The sequence below is a fragment of the Eubacterium sp. AF15-50 genome, from assembly GCF_934835595.1.
GTDB lineage: Bacteria > Bacillota > Clostridia > Lachnospirales > Lachnospiraceae > Eubacterium_G > Eubacterium_G segne.
Genome location: NZ_CAKVZL010000003.1, coordinates 42,014 through 60,829, shown reverse-complemented (window position 1 = coordinate 60,829; position 18,816 = coordinate 42,014). Strand labels below are relative to the sequence as shown.

Below are 18,816 nucleotides of genomic sequence, written 5' to 3'. Positions count from 1 at the left end.
GAATGGCTATGGCATTTACAGGAATTAGATTATTCCATCACTAAAATAAACATGTTAACTTTTTGTGTCCTCTATGGCTTTACTCATATTTTTCTGATAGAATGTTTGAGTATGAGTTTTTAATACGGAGGATATAATATATGAATATTTTATTTTTCCTTACTCCAAAGGAGAATGTTTCACATGTTGAAGAAGATGATACATTCAGACAGGCTCTTGAAAAAATGGAGCATCACGGATACACAGCCATTCCCCTTTTAGGTAAGGACGGAAAATACATAGGAACTATTACAGAAGGCGATTTGCTTTGGTGTTTAAAAAGCAATGACTTTCCTTCCCTTAAGCAAATGGAGGGAATCCCCATTACATCCATAAACCGACGAAGGGATAACAAAGCCATCCACATTTCAGTTTCTATGGAAGAATTGTTTGATAAAATAACCAATCAGAACTTTGTGCCTGTGGTAGATGATAATAATGTGTTTATTGGAATTATAACCCGAAAAGATGTTATCCTCTATCTGGCAAATAAGTTAGATGAAAAAATTAATTAACCTAAAAAAACGTATATTCCTTTTCCAGGGATATACGTTTTTTATAAGTATTTAATTTTGATTTTAGCCTAATGCCACATCTAATGTCATCATAATTGTAAATCCCAAAGAAAACATTAAAGTTCCAATATTAGAATGTTTTCCTTCTGACATTTCAGGAATCAATTCTTCTACTACCACATATAACATGGCTCCTGCTGCAAAGCTTAGCAAGTAGGGTAGCACCGGAACAATTATCCCAGCAGCCAAAATAGTTAAAACTGCTGCTACCGGTTCCACCACCCCTGAAAGAACTCCATATATAAATGCCTTTGTCTTACTTTCGCCTTCTGCCTTTAACGGCATGGATATAATGGCACCTTCCGGGAAATTCTGTATTGCAATTCCAATTGCTAAAGCTAATGCCCCCATGGAAGATATTTCACTATTAGGCATAAGCATTGCCGCAAAAACTACTCCTACAGCCATCCCCTCCGGAATATTATGAAGTGTAACAGCAAGGACAAGCATTGTAGTTTTTTTTAGTTTCACATGAGGTCCTTCTGCTTCGTTACTGTTCATATGCAAGTGGGGAATCGTTTTATCTAATAAGAGTAAAAACAATATCCCTACCCAAAATCCAATTACAGCAGGGACAAAGGAAAGCTTTCCCATACTTTGCGACTGTTCTATAGCCGGGATAAGCAAACTCCATATTGATGCTGCCACCATTACTCCTGCCGCAAATCCTGTAAGTGCCTTCTGCACCTTTATATTTAAATTCCTTTTCATAAACAGTACACATGCTGCTCCAAGAGATGTTCCTGCAAAGGGAATTAAAATTCCTCTAATTACCTCTAATTCCATTACGTCTCCTTTTTTATTTTAATTTTTCAAAATTATTCCATACATTTTTCTATCTTATTTTAACATACTATTAAAGTCAATGATTTATGTTAAAAAAGGAGGAAACATGGATATTTCAGAAAAAGAACTGTCAGTTGTTCAGGATTTATTAAATGAAGAGGAACTTTTAGTTAAAAAGTTTCAGATGCTTGCAAATCACAGTAAGGATGAGACTATAAAACAGCAAATGTTAAGTATCGCCGACAAGCATCAGGGACATTTTAATGAAATTTATTCTTATTTGAAATAATTGGAGGATTTTAAAATGAACGAAATTTATACAGAAAAGGAAATTTTAGGTGATGCCCTTAATACTGAAAAAAATGCCACTAACCTTTATAATTTAGGTGCTAACGAATGCGTCCATGACAATCTTCGTGAAACTATGCTTAACCTTTTAAGCAAGGAACACGAAATTCAGGTAGATGTATTTAATCAGATGCACACTATGGGATTTTATCCTACACCTGCCGCAGAAAGCAAGAAAGTTCAGGAAGCAAAAACCAAATTTGAATGTGGATATAAAGCCATCTAATTTTTATTAAAAAAAGCTATTGTCCTAGGGTACGTTTCCAAAGTCATACTTTGGCAAGTCCCCTTAGGATGCAATAGCCTCTTTCTAATTAAGCTTAAAACTCATATTTTCTAATTTCACAGTTTTTAATGCCAAATGCTGCAAACTCTTCATTTGTCATATCGTAAAAATACGAATTTACCACTCTTGATATTCCATTATGAGCAACCAACAGATATACCTTATCCGGCTGTTGCTTGATTTCATCTAACAAATTATATATTCTTTGTGCCAGGTGTAACATTGTTTCACCGCCATCAAAACTACATATAAAATTTGTTTTTGCCACTTTAAATTCTTCACCATTTCTGGCTGTTGATTCATATTTTCCAAAATTCTGTTCCGTCAGTCTCTTTTCTTCCCTCATAGGTATTCCCGTAATCCGGGAAATATGCTTTGCCGTATCTGCGGCACGGGATAATGGGGAATATAATATTTCATCAATATGTATTCCCTGTTGTAATATTTTTTCGCCCAGCTCCTTAGCCTGACTGTGTCCTAACTCTGTCAGACCTATATCCGTTGCTCCACAAATTTTGTTTTCAACATTCCAAAAGGTCTGTTCATGTCTTGTAAAATATAAATGTGCCATACTTTCACCCAAAAGATATTAAATCTTCTTCCCTTCATTTTAATTTTACGGACTTTATCCTATGAACTTTATTTGCTAATTTTAATTCTGTAGACTCTACTTAGTCACTTTAACCTTTTTAGCTTTTGTCCAATTGCTTACATAAGTCTTTTTACTAACTACTTTATACGCTCTTGCTCTAAGATACAAGGTCTTTTTGTTTTTAATTTTAGATGATTTAAGTACAAATTTGTATTTCTTTACTTTTTTAGATACTAAAACCTTCTTAAATTTCTTGTTTGTAGCAATCTGTATCTGATATCCCGTTACGGATTTTGCTTTCTTAAGACTTATTTTTATTTTGGCAAAAGCGCGCTTTTTAGATGCACTTTTAACCTTAGTTACATTAACCTTTACAATTGGTTTAACCGTTGGCTTTACCGTAGGTTTTGTTGTTGGATTTTCACTTCCGCCATTTGAAGGTTTACCTGTGCTAAACGTTCCTGCCTTAGGGTATGAAGGAATTGTATATTCCTTACTGCTTACATTAACATAATTTTTAATATTGTTGGTATTAACCGTACCATAGATATGTGAATATATTGGCCATCCGGCTGCATTACTATAGGCACTCTTTGCAATTTCTACATTGTTAAATATAACATTTTGTGCTGTATCTAAATACAATGCAGCTCCTTTTCTGGAAGTGTTTCCATCGGTACCTGACTTGTATATCTTAGTATTATTGAAAACAATATTGCTACAGTCCTGTCCTACACGTATACCATCATGCTGTGCTTCATAAATTTTTGTATTGCTAAATGTAACGTTCTTAACACCACCTGTTATATCAATGGCTGCCATTGTTCCATTCCATGAGTCCTTTGAACAACCGGATTTGATTATTATGTTATTGTCAAATTTTATTCCGTCTTTATTATTATTAAACTTATGACCTGGAAAAACAGTATTTAAATGTATACCACAGGACATAGTGGTGTCACAGATGTAGTTGTTATAAATCTTATGTCCATTTCCGCCATACACAGCTATTCCACCGGCTCTCCAGTTAAATTCTATGGTATTGTATGCGAATACATTTTTATCTTCATCCTTTGAATAATAATTGTTATTCCACATTGCAAGACCGTCATCACCATTGTTTCTTACGGAGCAATTATATACTGCAGCGTTGCTTGTTCCCTGACAGAAGTTAACACCATCAGCTAAATTGTTTCTTATTCTGCTATTTACGATTTTTAAACCATCTGAATAGTTTGTGTCTCTGTCATAATCACCAAGCCAGAAACCACACTCAAAATGTTCTTCCCAAATGTCATGAATAACTGAACCGCCTTCAAAAACATCTGCGAAACATTTGTAGTTAGCGCTTTCACTGTAACGTGAACGTAAATTTGAATTTAAGTACATATTACTTATTTCAACATTTTTACATTTTCCTGTTACTCCACCGCCACCTTGCTGGTCACTTGTAAACTGTATATTTGTATACCACATTCCAGCACCGGTTACTTTAATATTTTCCCCTAAAATCTTCATTTTTTTACTCATTTTGTATGTTCCTGCCGGAAAATATACATCTTTTTTTGAATTTTTAGCAGCATATATACAATTATTTATAGCCGTTGCATCATCTGTATCATCATTTGGCTTTGCTCCAAAATCCACTACGCTTAGGGAATTTGTCGGCTGTTTAATTTCACCCGGTACCTGTTCTACCTCAATGAAATCAACACCATATTCCATATTTCCTGCACCACTGTTTTGTATTTTTATCTTATCACCTTTTTTCAGTGATTTGTTTAATTTAAAATGAACTTCGTCGAAGGCAAATAATGGATACCCACCGTTATTAGTATCACTTGGATGTCCTTTTCCCGCAGCAAAATACTGCCACATATAATAAGATGTTAAGTTTACTTTCTCTGCCAATTTTCCATTTACATATACATCAAGAGAACCTGTTTTTCCCTTTCCGTCACTTGAATCCGGCATTGTGAATCTCATTGTAACGCCATCTCCTGACGTTTCCATTGTCCATTCTACCGACGCACCACGTTTTGGTAGTCTTGCGTAGGACTGATTTGATGCCTGTGTTGCAATGCTTGAATTAGAATAACTATCTGATTTTGCAATTACAGCACCTCCTGCCAGACTGGCTTTTTCAGTATCATATCTTGTATATGGCATAGTTGCCCCTATTACACCATTTGCATTGGCAGACGGTAAATAAAAACTATCAGCCTTAGTGCTTTCTGCACCATATGCCTTTTTATTATCATTTCCCATATATCCCGGTTGGATAGTCAACATAACTGCCATTCCCATAACGATTATTTGTTTTACTATCTTTCTCAAATTCATATCTCCTTCTTGCTTAGTAAAAACTTTTTTACGATAGAAAAATAACCTATAGCGTTTTCCCCACTATAGGTTATTTTCTTTTCATAGTCTAAATTAATATTTTAAAATTATTTTGTAATTTTTACTTTCTTAACTTTTGACCACTTCTTAGAAAGAACTTTCTTCTTTCCGTTAAGCTTGTAAGCTTTTGCTCTAACGTAAAGTTTCTTTTTATTCTTAATCTTTTTGCTCTTAAGTGTAAATGATACTTTCTTTACATATTTCTTTACAAGAACTTTCTTGAACTTCTTAGAAGTTGAAATCTGTACATAATATCCTTTTGCTTTCTTAACTTTCTTAAGGCTAATCTTAACCTTTGTTGAAGCTTTCTTCTTTGTAGCTTTCTTAACTGAAGCTGTACCAGGTCTTGATACCTTAACTGTAGGTTTCTTTGTAGGTGCAACTGTTGTTGGCTGTGGTGTAGGTACTCCACCATATAATACTGCATCTTTAATTGTTACATCAAATGCAGCATCTGTTGTTGAGTTACCATGCATATGAATACCATTATTGTACTTGCTCATATCTACACCTGAAGCTACAAGGTCAATAACAACTGTTGTATTGTTTCCAACTAACTGGATTGGGCTTCCGTCAGCTGTTACAAAGTGAACATCCTGTTCTGCATCGAACCAGAAAGGTCCCTGATTTGCGTTTGTTGCCTTTTCATTAAATTCAAATCTTAAGCTTGTAATATCACCTGTATATGTTAATTTAAGATATCTGAAATCCTTTGTAGCTAAATCTTTAAATGTAACAAATCCTAAGTATGCGTACTTGATACCATCTGTAGCGCCACTTGCAGCTTTGTCAATGTGTAATGTCTTGTTCATTCCACTTGCAACATCATCAAGCTTAATTCCTGTTGAAGGATCTGCTGCTGTTGTTGGCTGTGGTGTTGTTGGTGCTTCTGTAGGTCCTTCTGTTGGTGCCTCTGTTGGTGCAGGTGTTGTAACTTCTTCAGGAACCTTTGTGATGAATCTTGCATCTGTTATTGTTAATGCACCGTTTCCTTTTGTGTTATGGAAATGGAATGCATTAATTCCTGATGCTGATAAATCAACACCTGTCTTTTCTAAGTCGATTACTACTGTCTGTGCTGTTTCTGTTGGTGCAGGAACTAATGTATCATCAGTTGTCTTAAATGTTCCCTGATCATTCTGTGAGAACCAATATGTTCCTAATGCCTTATCATCTTTCCCTAAAAGTTCCCAACGAGCTTCTTTCAATGCTGTTGCAGCTCCTGAATATGTAATCTGAAGATATTTGTAATCTGAGCTAACGTCTCCACAGTATACATATCCTTCATATGCATATCCTTCACCATCTGCTGAACCCCATGTCTTAATAAGTGGTGAACCTGTATCATTTAATACAATGTCAGCCTTTGTTTCGTCTGCAATTACATTTGTGTTATTTACAACACTGACACCTGCAAAACTGCTAAATACCATAGTTGCTGCACAAACATATGCTACGATTTTCTTGGTAAATAAACCTTTTCTCATATAATTACCCCTGTCCTTTCATAAATTTGTAAATTAATTGTTATTATATTTTATATCAGGTGTCAAAGGACCGTCCCTGACACCTGAATAAATTCATAAATATTAAATTAGTTTTCTTTAAATTTCTTTGATCTTGAAACTACGAAAGCTGCTGCTGCAACTACGATTCCACCTACACCTGCTGCGATTGGCCACATAGGTGAACCTGTTGAAGGTGCATTTGTTGAGTTCTGTGTTGGTGTAACATTTCCGTTTGCATCTGTTACCTGTTCATCTGTCTTACTCTTGCTGTCTCCAGGTTTGGTTGCTGTCTTTGAACCAGTTGTAGCTGGTGCAACTGATGACAATACACAATCCTTAAGTGTTACATCAAATGCTGCATCTGTTGTTGAGTTAGCATGCATATGAATACCATTGTTATACTTGCTCATATCAACACCTGATTTCTCAAGGTCAATAACGATTGTTGTGTTTTTACCAACCAAAGGAATATCACTTCCGTCTGCTGTTACAAAGTGTGTATCCTGCTCAGCATCAAACCAGAACGGTCCCTGATTTGTATTTGAAGTTTTTTCATTAAATTCAAATCTTAAAGTTGTAATATCACCTGTGTATGTAATCTTAAGATACTTAAAACTCTTATCAGCAAGATCCTTAAATGTTACAAATCCCTGATATGCATACATCAAATCATCTTTTGAGCCCTTTGCTGCTTTGTCAATGTGTAATGTCTTATTCATTCCACTTGCTGCATCGTCAAGCTGAATCTCTGTTTCTGCTGCTGCTACAGGTGTAGCCTTTGTAATGCCTGCGAATCCACAGAACATCATAGTTGCTGCACAAACATATGCTACGATTTTCTTACTAATTAAACCTTTTCTCATATTGTTATCCCTATCCTTTCTTATATAATTATAATTGTTAACATTGTTTTATCTTATAACAGATGATTTTCTTTCATCTGAATAAAATCATTTAATTATTTCTTTTTTGATTTTGTAATACCAAATGCTACAACTGCTACTACAACACCACCTACGCCTGCTGCGATTGGCCATACAGGAATACCGGATGCACCCGGTTTAACTGAACCAACTGTACCTGTTGATGTATTTTTAGCATTGTCTGTTACAATTTCAACATTCTTGTTTTCATCTTCTTTTTTTGTTTCTTCACCATTGCTATCACCTGAGCCTGCCTCTCCTTCAGGGCTTGTCATAAGACGGGCATCAATAATCTTAAATGAGCCTTTGCCCGGTGTATCATGAATATGGAAAGCTCTTATACCGGTCTTTAAATCAACTCCTGACTTTTCAAGGTCAATAACCGCTGTCTGTTCCTTGTCTGATGGAGCCGGAACTTCTTTGCCATCTGTTGTAACAAGAGTTCCTTCATCATTTTCTCTAAACCACTTTGGAGTAAGCTTGATTTCTTCTGCAGGGTCTGAATTAATTACAAACTCTAAACGAAGTTCATCAAATGCTGTCTTTTCACCGGTATATGTAATCTTTAAATACTTATATTCCGGACCAACTTCAAAACAATACGCATAACCCAGATAAATGTAATCTCCTTTATCTCCCGGGTCAAACGTCTTAATGAATGGACTTCCTGAGTCCTCCAAAACAATATCCTCTGCCGCACTTACAAATGAACTCATGCTCAATGTCATTGCAACGGCACTAGCTAATGCTATAACTTTTTTCAATATTTTCTTCATTGTTAATGCCTCCACATTATTACATCATTTTATTTCGTTTAACGTTAAACTAATCTTATCATTATAGGTATTGTTTGTCAATGAATTTGAAAGGTTGAAATTGACCAAAAAACTTGTGTATTTTTGTTAGTTTTTTACAAAAAAACCTTTCAAGTGTTTCATTTTTTAGTATTATATGCTAGGTTTTTGTGTATTTTTTTTGCATTTTCACGTTGCAAAACACCTTTCATATGTCTATAATCATTTTAGGAGGAAAACATGACTAATAAGAAGAAAAGAATAATACGACGTTCGCTTGTTATTTTTTCCATTCTTTTGTTTGTGGGATGCGCTGCATTTCTTATTTATTATCTTATTTTGCAGCCTGCATACTCACGAAAGGTTACCGACAAATACCGAAGGATATATTATGCTGCCGCTAATAATTCAAACAATTATGAGCAGACAACTGATAAGAAAGGTAAAAAGAAAGAAAAGTTAGATATTTCTCTGGACAAATCTCAAAAAGGCCTGAAAGATTCAAATGGTATATTATTGAAATTTTCAAAACTTTTAGAGTACAATAGTGATATTAAAGGATGGCTTACCATTCCCGGAACCAACATTGACTATCCTGTTATGCAGGCTTTCAGTGGTTCTGACTTTTATTTGACACGTGACTTTGAAGGTCATAAGGATAAAAACGGTTCCCTTTATGTTGACGGTCATTGTAATGTAAAGAAACCATCCAAGTCCATTCTTATTCACGGACATAATATGGATTCCACCGGGATGATGTTTCACCAGCTACTTAAGTATAAAGATATTAATTTTTATAAGGAACATCCGGTTATCACTTTTGACAGTATATATAAAGAAGCCAAATGGAAAATTATCGCATATGTAAGATTGTCCGGTGACATGAAGGTTAATCAGGGATTTACATATTTAAAGGGTAATTTCAAGAATAAACATGAATTTATGGATTTTGTCTATCAGTTAGAAATGCGTTCTTTATATCAGTGTCCTGTTAAGGTTAATGAAAATGACCACCTGCTACTTCTTTCTACCTGTTCCTATGAAATAGGAGATTACCGAACGGTAGTTGTTGCAAGGCGTGTCCGTAAAGGAGAATCAGCCAAAGTAGATACATCAACTGCGGTTATGCGTTCTGATGTTTTGTATCCGTCTGACTGGTATAACAAATATGAAGGGGAAGAACCTACGGTTATTTCTTTTGAAGATGAAATGTCTTTTGAAAAGCCGTCATGGTACGATGGCGAATATACCACTCCTTCAGCTATTGGAACCACATTTACCGAAAAAGGTAACATATATAAAGTATTGTCCAGAGATGAAGTTGAATTTGTCGGATGCGAGAACGGAAATGTAGAGGAATTAATTGTTCCTTCAGAAATTACAAATGAAAAGCGAACATACAAGGTTGTATCAATGGCAAAAAACTGCCTTGCTAATGCTTACAAATTAAAGACTGTACGAATTGGTGATAACATTACGGAAATTCCAGCCAGAACATTTACCAATTGTTCAAAACTTGAATGGATTGTATTTGGAAAATCACTGAAAAAGATAGGTACAAAAGCATTTTACAAGTGCGAAAAGCTCCAAATTGTAAGATTTAAAGGCACACATTTGAAAGAAGTTGGAGAGAAAGCCTTTAAGGGCATTCACAGAAGAGCGGTCTTTAGAATACCTAAACAGATTTATAACAGATATATGCGCTTTATTAAGCAATCAATTCTTTCGGATGATAACAAAATCAAATTTAAAGATTATGAAGTTAAGGAAGAAGAAACTTTCAATTAATATTGATGCTACATTGGCGGTTGGTTTATTACCAGCCGCTTTTTGTATGTTTGAAATGCTTATTTTTATCCATAAGAAAACGCCCATACCACCTGAACGAATGAGAGAAATTCAAATGGTATGAGCATTTTTATGTGGCAAGTATTAACTTTAATACCAGTTAATCATTAGAATAGATTTCGAACTCTGCGAGCTGTCCACCCTTTGCACCTGTGTTCTTTGTAATTGTTACACGAACATACTGTGCCTTAACTTCATCAAACGGAATTGTTACTTCGTTTCCTGCCTTAGGATCAAATTCATATTCCTTTGATGCAACTATTTCTTTATAGTCTTTTCCATCTTCACTTACGCTAATTGAAAGCGTCTGCTTTCTTGCACCCCAGATTGTAGCCGGGTTAACTGCAAGTCTTACTGTATGAACATTGTAGGCTTTCTTTAAATCAATTGTGATTTCGTCATCACCTTTTCCTGCACCTTCCCAATATGATGTTGTATCTCTATCACCATCATTTGCGTAAACAGGTGTGTAAACATCTGTGTATCCGTTTGCACTTGCTTTACCCTTTAAAGCAACGTTTTCACCTTTTACTTCTGCTGATTTATATTCAGGAACTGTGAACTGTTCATTTTCCTGTGCTTCCTTCTGATCCGGTGCTGTAACTACAGTTAGATTCTTTTTGTCCATTTTTGTAGAAGAATCAGCTGATTTAACTGCTATAGCCAATCCGACAAATACTACTAAAAGCACTGCCATTAATATTATTCCTTTTTTCTTCATGTGGCACCTCCTACTTTTCTATCTTGATATTTGATGTTGTATTAGCATCAATGCTTACACATTTTGAATCATTTGTAATGCTTTCACCCTTAATGTTCAATCCCTTAATTGTTACATCTGAAATGTTGTGTTCAGCATCATAACCTTTGAACTTAACCATTAAAGTCTTAGCACCATCTAATACCTTAAATCCATCAATAGTTACGTTAGAAATTGTTCCTCTTTCCTGTGTTGAAGACCAGTTATCATTCTTAACAATTGAGAAATCGATAAGATCTGTTGTTCCGTCTCCTCTTCCCATTTCTGCATCTTCTACTACAATGTTCTTATATTTAATATCTGATACAGCTGCATCATCGGCGTTATGAATTGATAATGCCGGCTTATGGAAGTTATGTAAAATTGTTATATCTTCAAATGAAACATTTGTAATTGTTGATTTTTCGTTCTGACCTTTGTTTGTTTCATATCCAATTTCCATTGACTGTGCAAGATCTGTCCAAACCTGAATGTTCTTGAAGCTGATGTTTGCTGAGTTTTCATCATAATTCTTTACAACTAAAGCATCATCCCATGCACGAACAAATGAGTTTGTGATTTTTGCACTCTTTGTTGACTGGATTGACATTCCGTCGCCATTTGGTCTTGCTGTAAGTATCTTAACATTGTTAATGTCAGCACCGATTGTGTTGTAAACCTGAAGGCACCATGCATTTGAGTTTAATGAAATGATACCATCAATTGTTACATCCTGGCAGTTATCAAACTTAAGTGGAACGCTGGCTGATCTGCCCTTCCATCCTTCAAGGTTTGAATTATCAATAATACCACGTCCGCAAACTGTAACATTCTTTGCAAAGTTTGCATTTGCAATACCATGAACTACAGCACCACCTGAAATGTATAATGTCTGGTTATCTGATAATACCATATTTTCAATATTCCATTCACCAGGTCCGATGTAGAATACATCATCATCCTTTGCATCAGGAATATCTTCAGGATTTTCTAACTCATTAGCAAAAATATGTACTGCTCTCTGAGTGCTGTTGTTAAATTCTACAGTATATGTATCCGGTGTGTTTACACGGAATGTTACTGTATGATCCTTAGTATTGATTTCAGGCTTAATATCATATTTAAGTGGTCTTACTGTTACTGACTTAATATCAATGTTTTCAGCCTTTACGGTAATTTCAACTGTACCTTCAAAATCAAAATATGTTATTGGGGTTCTTGATAATTTTGGCATATATGATCCAACCCATGCATGTGTGTTGTTTACGTTTGTATCATATACATAGCAGTCATTTCCGTTTACAGTTACCTTAGTATCTGTACAATGCATTAAAGCCATATCTCTTTCTGCCTCTGATACAACTGACAAATCAGCTGCTGTTGCATCTTTTAATGACTTAGGTCCATCATAAAGAACTACTTTGCTGTTCTTTATTTCACTTTTCTGTGACATTTTATCAATTGCCCCCGGAAGGCTTACACAGCCCCATACAATGCCAAGTGCTAACCAATAAATTATCACGCAGCCTATTATAAATCCGGCTTTTCCGCCAATAGGCTTATCTGTTTTTGTTTCCGTGCTATTGTTCTCTTTTAGCATAATATTTCCTCCCAATTATCTACTGTTGCCAGTGTTCTTGAATGAAAGTCTGCTCCAAGTTCTTCATGGAAAGGTCCTACACCAAGAGATTTCATGCCTCCTGCTTTTGCAGCATCAATTCCTGCTTTTGCATCTTCAACTACAAGGCAATTTTCCGGTGTAAGTTCCAACTTAGATGCAGCTACTAAAAATACTTCAGGATCAGGTTTTGACTTCGTTACATCAAGTCCGCAGCTTATTTTGTCAATAAGTGGTAATAAACCTGTCTTTTCAAGTATTAATGGTGCGTTTTTACTTGCAGAACCAACAGCTGTAAGTATACCTCTATCTCTAAGCATTTTCAATGTGTCAAACGCTCCAGGCAATACTGCGCTGTCATCTAATGACTGTAACATTTCCTTGTAATAGTCATTCTTTCTTTCTGCCATCTCAACTTTCTCTTCTTCAGAATATTCTTTGTCACCCTTTTCAAGTACAACCTCAAGAGATGCCATTCTGCTTACTCCTCTTTGTCTTACATTGTCCTCTCTGTTGAAATCTGTGATTCCAAGTTCATCTGCAAGTTTTTTCCATGCCTGATAATGTAATTCATCTGTAGAAACAAGCACTCCGTCTAAATCAAATATTACTCCTTGCATTTTTCCTCCTTTTTATATCATTTTTTGGTTATAACTATAAAAAAAATCTATACTAAATTATAAATTTTTACTATTTTAAAATCCTTCTATTAATGCTAGAATTTACTTATAGTTTTACGTTAAACGTAAAATATCGTTATTTTATAGAAAGGACTTAGATAAACTATGGTTACAATAAAAGATATTGCCCAGGTTGTAGGGGTAAGCCCAACAACCGTATCAAATGTTATTAATGGCAAAGCCGGTCGCGTTTCAGCCGACACTGTTGCCAGAATTAACACAGCTATTGAAGAACTTGGGTATGTCCCAAATATGTCTGCCCGTTCTCTTGTTTCAAGATCCTCAAAAGTTATTGGTTTCGTAAACCATGTAGTAACTGATAAAGGCTCTAATTTTATGGAAGACCCATTCCTCTCAAAGTTTATTGGAATATTAGAACATGTTCTCCGTGAAAACGGATATTATCTCATGCTTCGCACCGTTGAAACTGCCGAACAGCTTCAGGCTTTTCTCCACACATGGGATATTGATGGTCTCTTCCTTGCAGGTATTTTTAAGGATGAATTCTTTGATGAAATCAGCACTTTAAAAATACCAATCGTTTTAGTTGATAGTTATGTACATCACAAAGGAATCTGTAATGTAGGTCTTGATGACTTTGGTGGAAGTAATTCATCCACTAAGTATCTCATTCAAAACGGTCATAAAAAGATTGCCTTTGCTTCACTTCACATAAAAGACGGTGGTGTTCTTATGGAACGTTTCCTTGGTTATAAGGCAGCCCTTACCGAAGCCGGTATTCCATTTGATGAATCACTGGTATTCGAGTGTGGCATGGACTTAAAAGGAACCCGTGCAATTGCAAAAACCTTGGCATCTCATCCTGAGATAACAGGTGTTGTTACAACTGCCGATACCCTTGCCGGTAGCATTATTGCTAACCTCCATAAGCTTAAAATCAAAATTCCTGAACAGGTATCCGTCGTTGGTTTCGATGATTTAAGCATTTGCAACATCATCGAGCCACCACTTACATCCATCCATCAGGACATGGACCTTAAAGGTCGTATAGCAGTGGACTTCATGCTACAGCTTCTTGAACATAAGAAACCAAAACAATATGAAGTTTTACTTCACACATCTATCACGGAACGTAACAGTGTTAGGACTATCTCCTAATCATCCAATAGCATTAGAGGTTATAAAACCTCTAATGCTTTTTTATTAACTTAATTCTTTTTTTGTGACTCCTGCTTCGTTAATATCAATCTCATATAATCTATTATTGTAATTAACTCTGAAGCATAATCTGTTCCAGCTTTCCGGAAGATTTGGTTTTACAATGATTTCATCTCCATCAAAGCTTAAGCCTCCAAATCCCTGAAGTGCTACCATATAAGCACCTCCTGCGGCTGCCGGATGTGTTCCACCGATATAAACCAAACCAGCCCATTCTTTACCACCCTGCTTTATATCTGCTGAAGCTGACTTCATAAAGAAGTCATATGCCTTATCAGGTCTGTTGCACATGCATGCTAACAATGCATACATACATGCGCTAAGAGAAGAACCATGTTCAGTTCTTGTCTCATAATATTCCAAATTCTTTAACATTGTATCTAAGTCAAATTCCTTTGAGAACATATTAAGCCATGTAACAACATCTGCCTGTTTGATTACCTGGGTATGGCTGGCTACACCATATGCACCGCCCCAATATTCTTTAGGGTCTAATAATCTACTTCTTACTTCATCAATGCTTGCATCTTCTAAATCAAAATATCCGTCAAACTGTGGTATAACACCACTTTCGTTTGGCTGAGGGATAAATAAATTCTCTGCAGCATCAGTAAATTTATTTTTCAGGTCATCTAAATCATACTGACTTAAGATTTCCTGCTCTTCTTCTGATAATTCATCCTTTAAATTAATAACGTTTACAGCTTCTTCAAAGGTATATTTTGCCATTCTGTTTGTGTAACCATTATTATTTACTCTCTCATGATATTCATCAGGTCCGATTACATCATGTATCTCATAGTAGTCCCTGACAGCTCTCTTAAGTAAAAGGCTGTAGTAGAACAATGCACATTCAATAATTGTATGAGCACCACCTTCTGATAAAATAGATGTATCTCCTGTTGTCTTTAAGTATTTTCCAATACCGTAAACAACTGCTGATGAAATATGCACCTGCTTATCCTTGAAAAATGTTCTCATAGGACGCTTTGTAAATACATCTACAACATTGTAATCAGAACATGCGTCAAATCCGCCTTCCTGACTTTCCCATGCATAAAAGGCACCATCTAAGCCATAGCTCTTTGCCTTTTCCTTTGCACCGCTAAGAGAATCTATTCTGTACTTCATAAGGCTCTTTGCAACCTTAGGCTCTGTCATAAGGAAGAAATCCAAAATAAACATTTCCGTATCCCAGAAAACAGCTCCCTTATATGTCTGTCCTGAAAGTCCTCTTGCAGCTATCGAAAGGCTGTCAGTGTGTCTTGGAGCTATACAATGTAAATGATAAAGTGAATAATTAAGAGCTTCCATTGCCTTATCATCACCTTCTACAATTACCTGTGAGTTTTCCCAAAGACTGTTCCATTTATCCTTGTGCTTCTCTATGGCATCTTCATAACCGTTTCTTAAAGCTACAGTCACTTCTTTTGATGCTTCCTCAACACAATTTTCGCAATCCTTACTTGTATATACTCCAAAGAAACGCTCTATAACATATTCTTTGTTAATATCTGTTACAAAATTAATGCTCTTAAGAACCTTCTTATCATGAACATTAATCTTCTTTTCGCAAGGGAAACTTGTCTTATCTCCACCACATACAGCTACTTTATATCCTTTTTCGTGAGTTGTTCCAATAATGCCGATAACATCATTTTCGATATATTCAAGTTTGTCATAATGTGGTCCGTTGATATCCCACACATCACCGTCTATACCGTACACAACTTCTACATCAGCATGAAAATCAGCAGTAACCTTAAACTTCATTACACCTAAATGTACATCACTCATGCTGACAAATCTTTCGATGTCAAAGGTGATTTTTCCTCTTGCCGTATCCCATTCTGAATGTCTGGTGAAAATACCATTTCTGTAATCAAGTTCTGTGTAATGAACTTCCGGATTAACATCAGGTAATTTTAAAACTTCACCGTCAACAACGAGATATGTATAAAAACCATTTGGAGCGTTAAGAGGCTCCCTCCAGCCATCTCCCACCTTATCATAAATACCGGCAAGGTTGATGGCTGCGAGATTTTCCTTACCATATTCAGCAAGGGTTCCTCTTACTCCCATATATCCGTTACCTATTAAAAACTTATTTCCCAGGTACGATATTTTTTCTTTGTCAAATCCTTCTTCTTTTAATTTCCAATCAATCATTTTATTCTACTTCACACTTATAGCCTTCGCTATTTATTTCAACATCTTTGCCATATACATTAAGTTCAACAACGCCGTCGCCCTTTGTCTTAATGTATACATTTTCCTTGTCTACCTTAATTTCAATTACAACACCCTTGTAGCTGATGTTAAATGAATATCCGCCCCAGTTCTTTGGAATTGATGGTGCAACGCTTAACTTTTCGCCGTCACTTCTAAGTCCACCGAAACCGTATACAATATTCATCCATGCTGCCGCAATACTTGTTGTATGGATTCCCTGATTTGTGTTTCTGTTGTAGTTGTCTAAATCTAATCTTGTTGCAAATCCAAAGAAATCATATGCCTCATCATCCTTCTTAAGCTGTGACGCCAAAATTGAATGTACTGAAGGTGATAATGAGCTTTCATGTATACAACATGGTTCATAATACTCATAGTTTGCCTTTAACTGTTCCTGTGAGAACTTTGAAATAAACAACAACATAAACATTAATACGTCAGGCTGTTTAATCATATCATTTCTGTAAATTCTATCATATGACCAGTTGTCATATAATGGGAAGTCACTAATTGGAATTGAATCAACATCTAAGTGTGGTAATTTAAAGAAACCATCATGCTGTTCAAACAATTTTGTTTTATCATCATAAAGCAAAATCATATTATCCTTAATGTTCTTCCATGTATCCATTTCGCTTTCATCAAAAGCTACCTTCTCAGCAACCTTCTTGTAAGCATCCGGATCTTCTGACTTGATTTCATTTATTTTGTCAAGAGTGTATTCCAATGTGAATTTTGCCATATAGTTTGTGTATGAGTTGTTATGTACCATCATTTGGAATTCATCAGGTCCCATTACACAATAGTAACCATATTTCCCTTCTCTGTTGAAATCACCTCTTGTAGCAAGCATTCTTGAGATTTCAATGAGCATTTCAAGTCCGTATTTCTTAAGGAAATCCTTGTCATCAAACATCTTTTCATAGAACCATACACCGTAAGCTACTGCTGTAGATGCCTGAAGCTGTAAGCTTGCATGCTGCCATAAATTACAGCACTCTCTACCACTAATAGTAGCGATTGGATAGAAAGCTCCCTTACAATCAAGAACTTCTGCTCTCTTTCTTGCTTCATCCAATGTTTTATAACGGAAATAAAGTAAGTTTCTTGCTGCTTCCTGATTGTTGAATATAAAGAATGGCAAACAATATGTTTCTGTATCCCAGAAAGCATTACCATTATAAGCTTCACCTGTTAAGCCTTTTGCTCCAATATTAGTACCTTCCACTGCACCATGATATGTCTGATACATCTGGAAAATACAGAAACGGATACCCTGCTGGTTTTCAGGATCATTTGCTATAGTTATATCTGAGCTGTCCCATACTTTCTTCCACCAGTCAATATTTTCTTTTTCTAACTTGTCATACAATGTGCATACAGTTTCTGTTTCAGATTTTACAGCCTCAACTTCTTTATCATATACAGCCAAATCTCCGTCATCTCTTAATGTGACATTATTTGTAACCTTAGTAAGAACATAATCCTTACCATCCTCAAGATTAGCTTTTAACTTAACTGCGACAATTTTCTCTTCGTTAACTTCTTCAAGGCTTTCATATTCTGCATTAACTTTGCAGCTTGAATATACCTTTAATTTGGTATTGATAGTAGTTCCGTCAATACCCATAAAAATATCTTCGCCCTTTTCTATTGTTCCAGGCTTGCAATCCCATAAATTCTTTCTTTCATTTCTATGTATCTGTGAGAAATCAAGACCTGATGTTATATATATTTCTCCACTAAATCCAATTGGTTTAATAGTAATTTTCTGTGTTGTTCTCTTAACCTGAGTCATTGAAACAAATCTTTCAAATTTAACTGCAAGTCTCTTTCCTGATTTTGTTTTCCAAACAAAGCTTCTTGTAAGAATGCCTGTCTTCATATCAATTTCCCTAACAAAATCTTCAAATTCTGATGTGGCTAAATCTAACTGTTCCCCATCAATTTCAATTCTTGTATATAACCAGTCTACTGAGTTTACCATAAATTCAGTAAAATCTGCTATTCCCTTATAATGACCATATTCAGGTTTTGTCATTTCATATATTCCGTTGAAATAACTTCCAATAAGTTTGCTTCCTGAATATCCTTCATCAAAATATCCTCTTGCTCCTAAGTATTCATTTCCAAGAGAAAATATAGATTCTGAAACTTCTCCGTAATCCGGATTGAATCCTTCTTCAATTACTTTCCATTCGTCTGCTTTAAAATATTTATCTGCTACTTTTGCCATAATTCCACTCCATTTTTTCTTTAAATACAG

The 18,816-nt window shown here is 35.5% G+C and carries 16 protein-coding genes; 5 read left to right on the top strand and 11 right to left on the bottom strand.

All coding sequences use genetic code 11. The annotated features are described in order from the left end of the window. The first annotated feature begins 140 nt into the window (after positions 1-140). The gene (locus Q5O73_RS00970; RefSeq protein WP_021952829.1) at positions 141-554 is read left to right on the top strand and encodes a CBS domain-containing protein; all 414 of its coding nucleotides are present in this window, start codon (positions 141-143) and stop codon (positions 552-554) included. A gap of 63 nt (positions 555-617) precedes the next feature. Here the strand turns inward: Q5O73_RS00970 and Q5O73_RS00965 are convergent, their stop codons facing one another. Then, positions 618-1,400 (bottom strand): ZIP family metal transporter, encoded by a 783-nt coding sequence (locus Q5O73_RS00965; RefSeq protein ID WP_021952828.1) that lies wholly within the window; start codon positions 1,398-1,400, stop codon positions 618-620. A 106-nt stretch (positions 1,401-1,506) separates the two neighbouring features. Between Q5O73_RS00965 and Q5O73_RS00960 the strand changes: the two genes are divergently transcribed. After that, entirely contained in the window at positions 1,507-1,689 is a 183-nt protein-coding gene (locus Q5O73_RS00960; RefSeq protein WP_021952827.1) for a hypothetical protein, read from the top strand. A 15-nt stretch (positions 1,690-1,704) separates the two neighbouring features. Beyond that, complete coding sequence (locus tag Q5O73_RS00955) at positions 1,705-1,974, top strand: spore coat protein (RefSeq protein ID WP_021952826.1); 270 nt, start codon at positions 1,705-1,707, stop codon at positions 1,972-1,974. Between the two features lie 94 nt (positions 1,975-2,068). On the opposite strand, the gene Q5O73_RS00950 is transcribed toward Q5O73_RS00955, so the two are convergent. From Q5O73_RS00950 to Q5O73_RS00930, 5 genes are all read right to left on the bottom strand, one after another. Then, complete coding sequence (locus Q5O73_RS00950; protein WP_302668839.1) at positions 2,069-2,605, bottom strand: histidine phosphatase family protein; 537 nt, start codon at positions 2,603-2,605, stop codon at positions 2,069-2,071. 96 nt (positions 2,606-2,701) lie between these two features. Then, positions 2,702-4,963 (bottom strand): glycosyl hydrolase family 28-related protein, encoded by a 2,262-nt coding sequence (locus tag Q5O73_RS00945; RefSeq protein ID WP_302668838.1) that lies wholly within the window; start codon positions 4,961-4,963, stop codon positions 2,702-2,704. 113 nt (positions 4,964-5,076) lie between these two features. Further along, positions 5,077-6,516, bottom strand: a complete 1,440-nt coding sequence (locus tag Q5O73_RS00940; RefSeq protein ID WP_302628646.1) for a hypothetical protein — start codon at positions 6,514-6,516, stop codon at positions 5,077-5,079. A 107-nt stretch (positions 6,517-6,623) separates the two neighbouring features. Beyond that, entirely contained in the window at positions 6,624-7,400 is a 777-nt protein-coding gene (locus tag Q5O73_RS00935) for a hypothetical protein (RefSeq protein ID WP_118589664.1), read from the bottom strand. Between the two features lie 95 nt (positions 7,401-7,495). Continuing rightward, positions 7,496-8,236, bottom strand: coding sequence for a hypothetical protein (locus Q5O73_RS00930; RefSeq protein WP_302668837.1), 741 nt, complete (start codon positions 8,234-8,236; stop codon positions 7,496-7,498). A 258-nt stretch (positions 8,237-8,494) separates the two neighbouring features. Here Q5O73_RS00930 and Q5O73_RS00925 point away from each other — a divergent pair, with 258 nt between their 5' ends. After that, entirely contained in the window at positions 8,495-10,042 is a 1,548-nt protein-coding gene (locus Q5O73_RS00925) for a leucine-rich repeat protein (protein WP_302668836.1), read from the top strand. Between the two features lie 160 nt (positions 10,043-10,202). On the opposite strand, the gene Q5O73_RS00920 is transcribed toward Q5O73_RS00925, so the two are convergent. Genes Q5O73_RS00920 through pgmB form a run of 3 tightly spaced genes read right to left on the bottom strand, consistent with a single transcriptional unit; the run spans position 10,203 to position 13,079 of the window. Then, a complete protein-coding gene (locus Q5O73_RS00920) occupies positions 10,203-10,823 on the bottom strand; it encodes a discoidin domain-containing protein (protein ID WP_302628642.1) in 621 nt (206 codons plus the stop codon). Between the two features lie 10 nt (positions 10,824-10,833). Next, on the bottom strand, positions 10,834-12,441 hold the full coding sequence (locus Q5O73_RS00915; protein ID WP_302628641.1) for a glycosyl hydrolase family 28 protein: 1,608 nt from the start codon (positions 12,439-12,441) through the stop codon (positions 10,834-10,836). After that, positions 12,435-13,079 carry a beta-phosphoglucomutase gene (pgmB, locus tag Q5O73_RS00910; protein WP_021952817.1) on the bottom strand — a complete coding sequence of 215 codons (645 nt, stop codon included), beginning with the start codon at positions 13,077-13,079 and terminating at the stop codon, positions 12,435-12,437. The genes Q5O73_RS00915 and pgmB overlap by 7 nt, the downstream gene beginning before the upstream one ends. Positions 13,080-13,244: 165 nt before the next feature. Here pgmB and Q5O73_RS00905 point away from each other — a divergent pair, with 165 nt between their 5' ends. Then, entirely contained in the window at positions 13,245-14,258 is a 1,014-nt protein-coding gene (locus Q5O73_RS00905) for a LacI family DNA-binding transcriptional regulator (RefSeq protein WP_021952816.1), read from the top strand. Positions 14,259-14,303: 45 nt separating this feature from the next. Here Q5O73_RS00905 and Q5O73_RS00900 read toward each other — a convergent pair whose 3' ends face one another. After that, a complete protein-coding gene (locus Q5O73_RS00900) occupies positions 14,304-16,487 on the bottom strand; it encodes a glycosyl hydrolase family 65 protein (RefSeq protein WP_302668835.1) in 2,184 nt (727 codons plus the stop codon). Between the two features lies 1 nt (position 16,488). Further along, positions 16,489-18,786, bottom strand: coding sequence for a glycoside hydrolase family 65 protein (locus Q5O73_RS00895; protein WP_302624057.1), 2,298 nt, complete (start codon positions 18,784-18,786; stop codon positions 16,489-16,491). Positions 18,787-18,816: the final 30 nt, after the last annotated feature.

Bases quoted from the DNA above. Each gene is read 5' to 3' on its own strand.
- Q5O73_RS00970 (WP_021952829.1), top strand. From the start codon at position 141: ATGAATATTTTATTTTTCCTTACTCCAAAGGAGAATGTTTCACATGTT.
- Q5O73_RS00965 (WP_021952828.1), bottom strand. From the start codon at position 1,400: ATGGAATTAGAGGTAATTAGAGGAATTTTAATTCCCTTTGCAGGAACA.
- Q5O73_RS00960 (WP_021952827.1), top strand. From the start codon at position 1,507: ATGGATATTTCAGAAAAAGAACTGTCAGTTGTTCAGGATTTATTAAAT.
- Q5O73_RS00955 (WP_021952826.1), top strand. From the start codon at position 1,705: ATGAACGAAATTTATACAGAAAAGGAAATTTTAGGTGATGCCCTTAAT.
- Q5O73_RS00950 (WP_302668839.1), bottom strand. From the start codon at position 2,605: ATGGCACATTTATATTTTACAAGACATGAACAGACCTTTTGGAATGTT.
- Q5O73_RS00940 (WP_302628646.1), bottom strand. From the start codon at position 6,516: ATGAGAAAAGGTTTATTTACCAAGAAAATCGTAGCATATGTTTGTGCA.
- Q5O73_RS00935 (WP_118589664.1), bottom strand. From the start codon at position 7,400: ATGAGAAAAGGTTTAATTAGTAAGAAAATCGTAGCATATGTTTGTGCA.
- Q5O73_RS00930 (WP_302668837.1), bottom strand. From the start codon at position 8,236: ATGAAGAAAATATTGAAAAAAGTTATAGCATTAGCTAGTGCCGTTGCA.
- Q5O73_RS00925 (WP_302668836.1), top strand. From the start codon at position 8,495: ATGACTAATAAGAAGAAAAGAATAATACGACGTTCGCTTGTTATTTTT.
- Q5O73_RS00920 (WP_302628642.1), bottom strand. From the start codon at position 10,823: ATGAAGAAAAAAGGAATAATATTAATGGCAGTGCTTTTAGTAGTATTT.
- Q5O73_RS00915 (WP_302628641.1), bottom strand. From the start codon at position 12,441: ATGCTAAAAGAGAACAATAGCACGGAAACAAAAACAGATAAGCCTATT.
- pgmB (WP_021952817.1), bottom strand. From the start codon at position 13,079: ATGCAAGGAGTAATATTTGATTTAGACGGAGTGCTTGTTTCTACAGAT.
- Q5O73_RS00905 (WP_021952816.1), top strand. From the start codon at position 13,245: ATGGTTACAATAAAAGATATTGCCCAGGTTGTAGGGGTAAGCCCAACA.
- Q5O73_RS00900 (WP_302668835.1), bottom strand. From the start codon at position 16,487: ATGATTGATTGGAAATTAAAAGAAGAAGGATTTGACAAAGAAAAAATA.
- Q5O73_RS00895 (WP_302624057.1), bottom strand. From the start codon at position 18,786: ATGGCAAAAGTAGCAGATAAATATTTTAAAGCAGACGAATGGAAAGTA.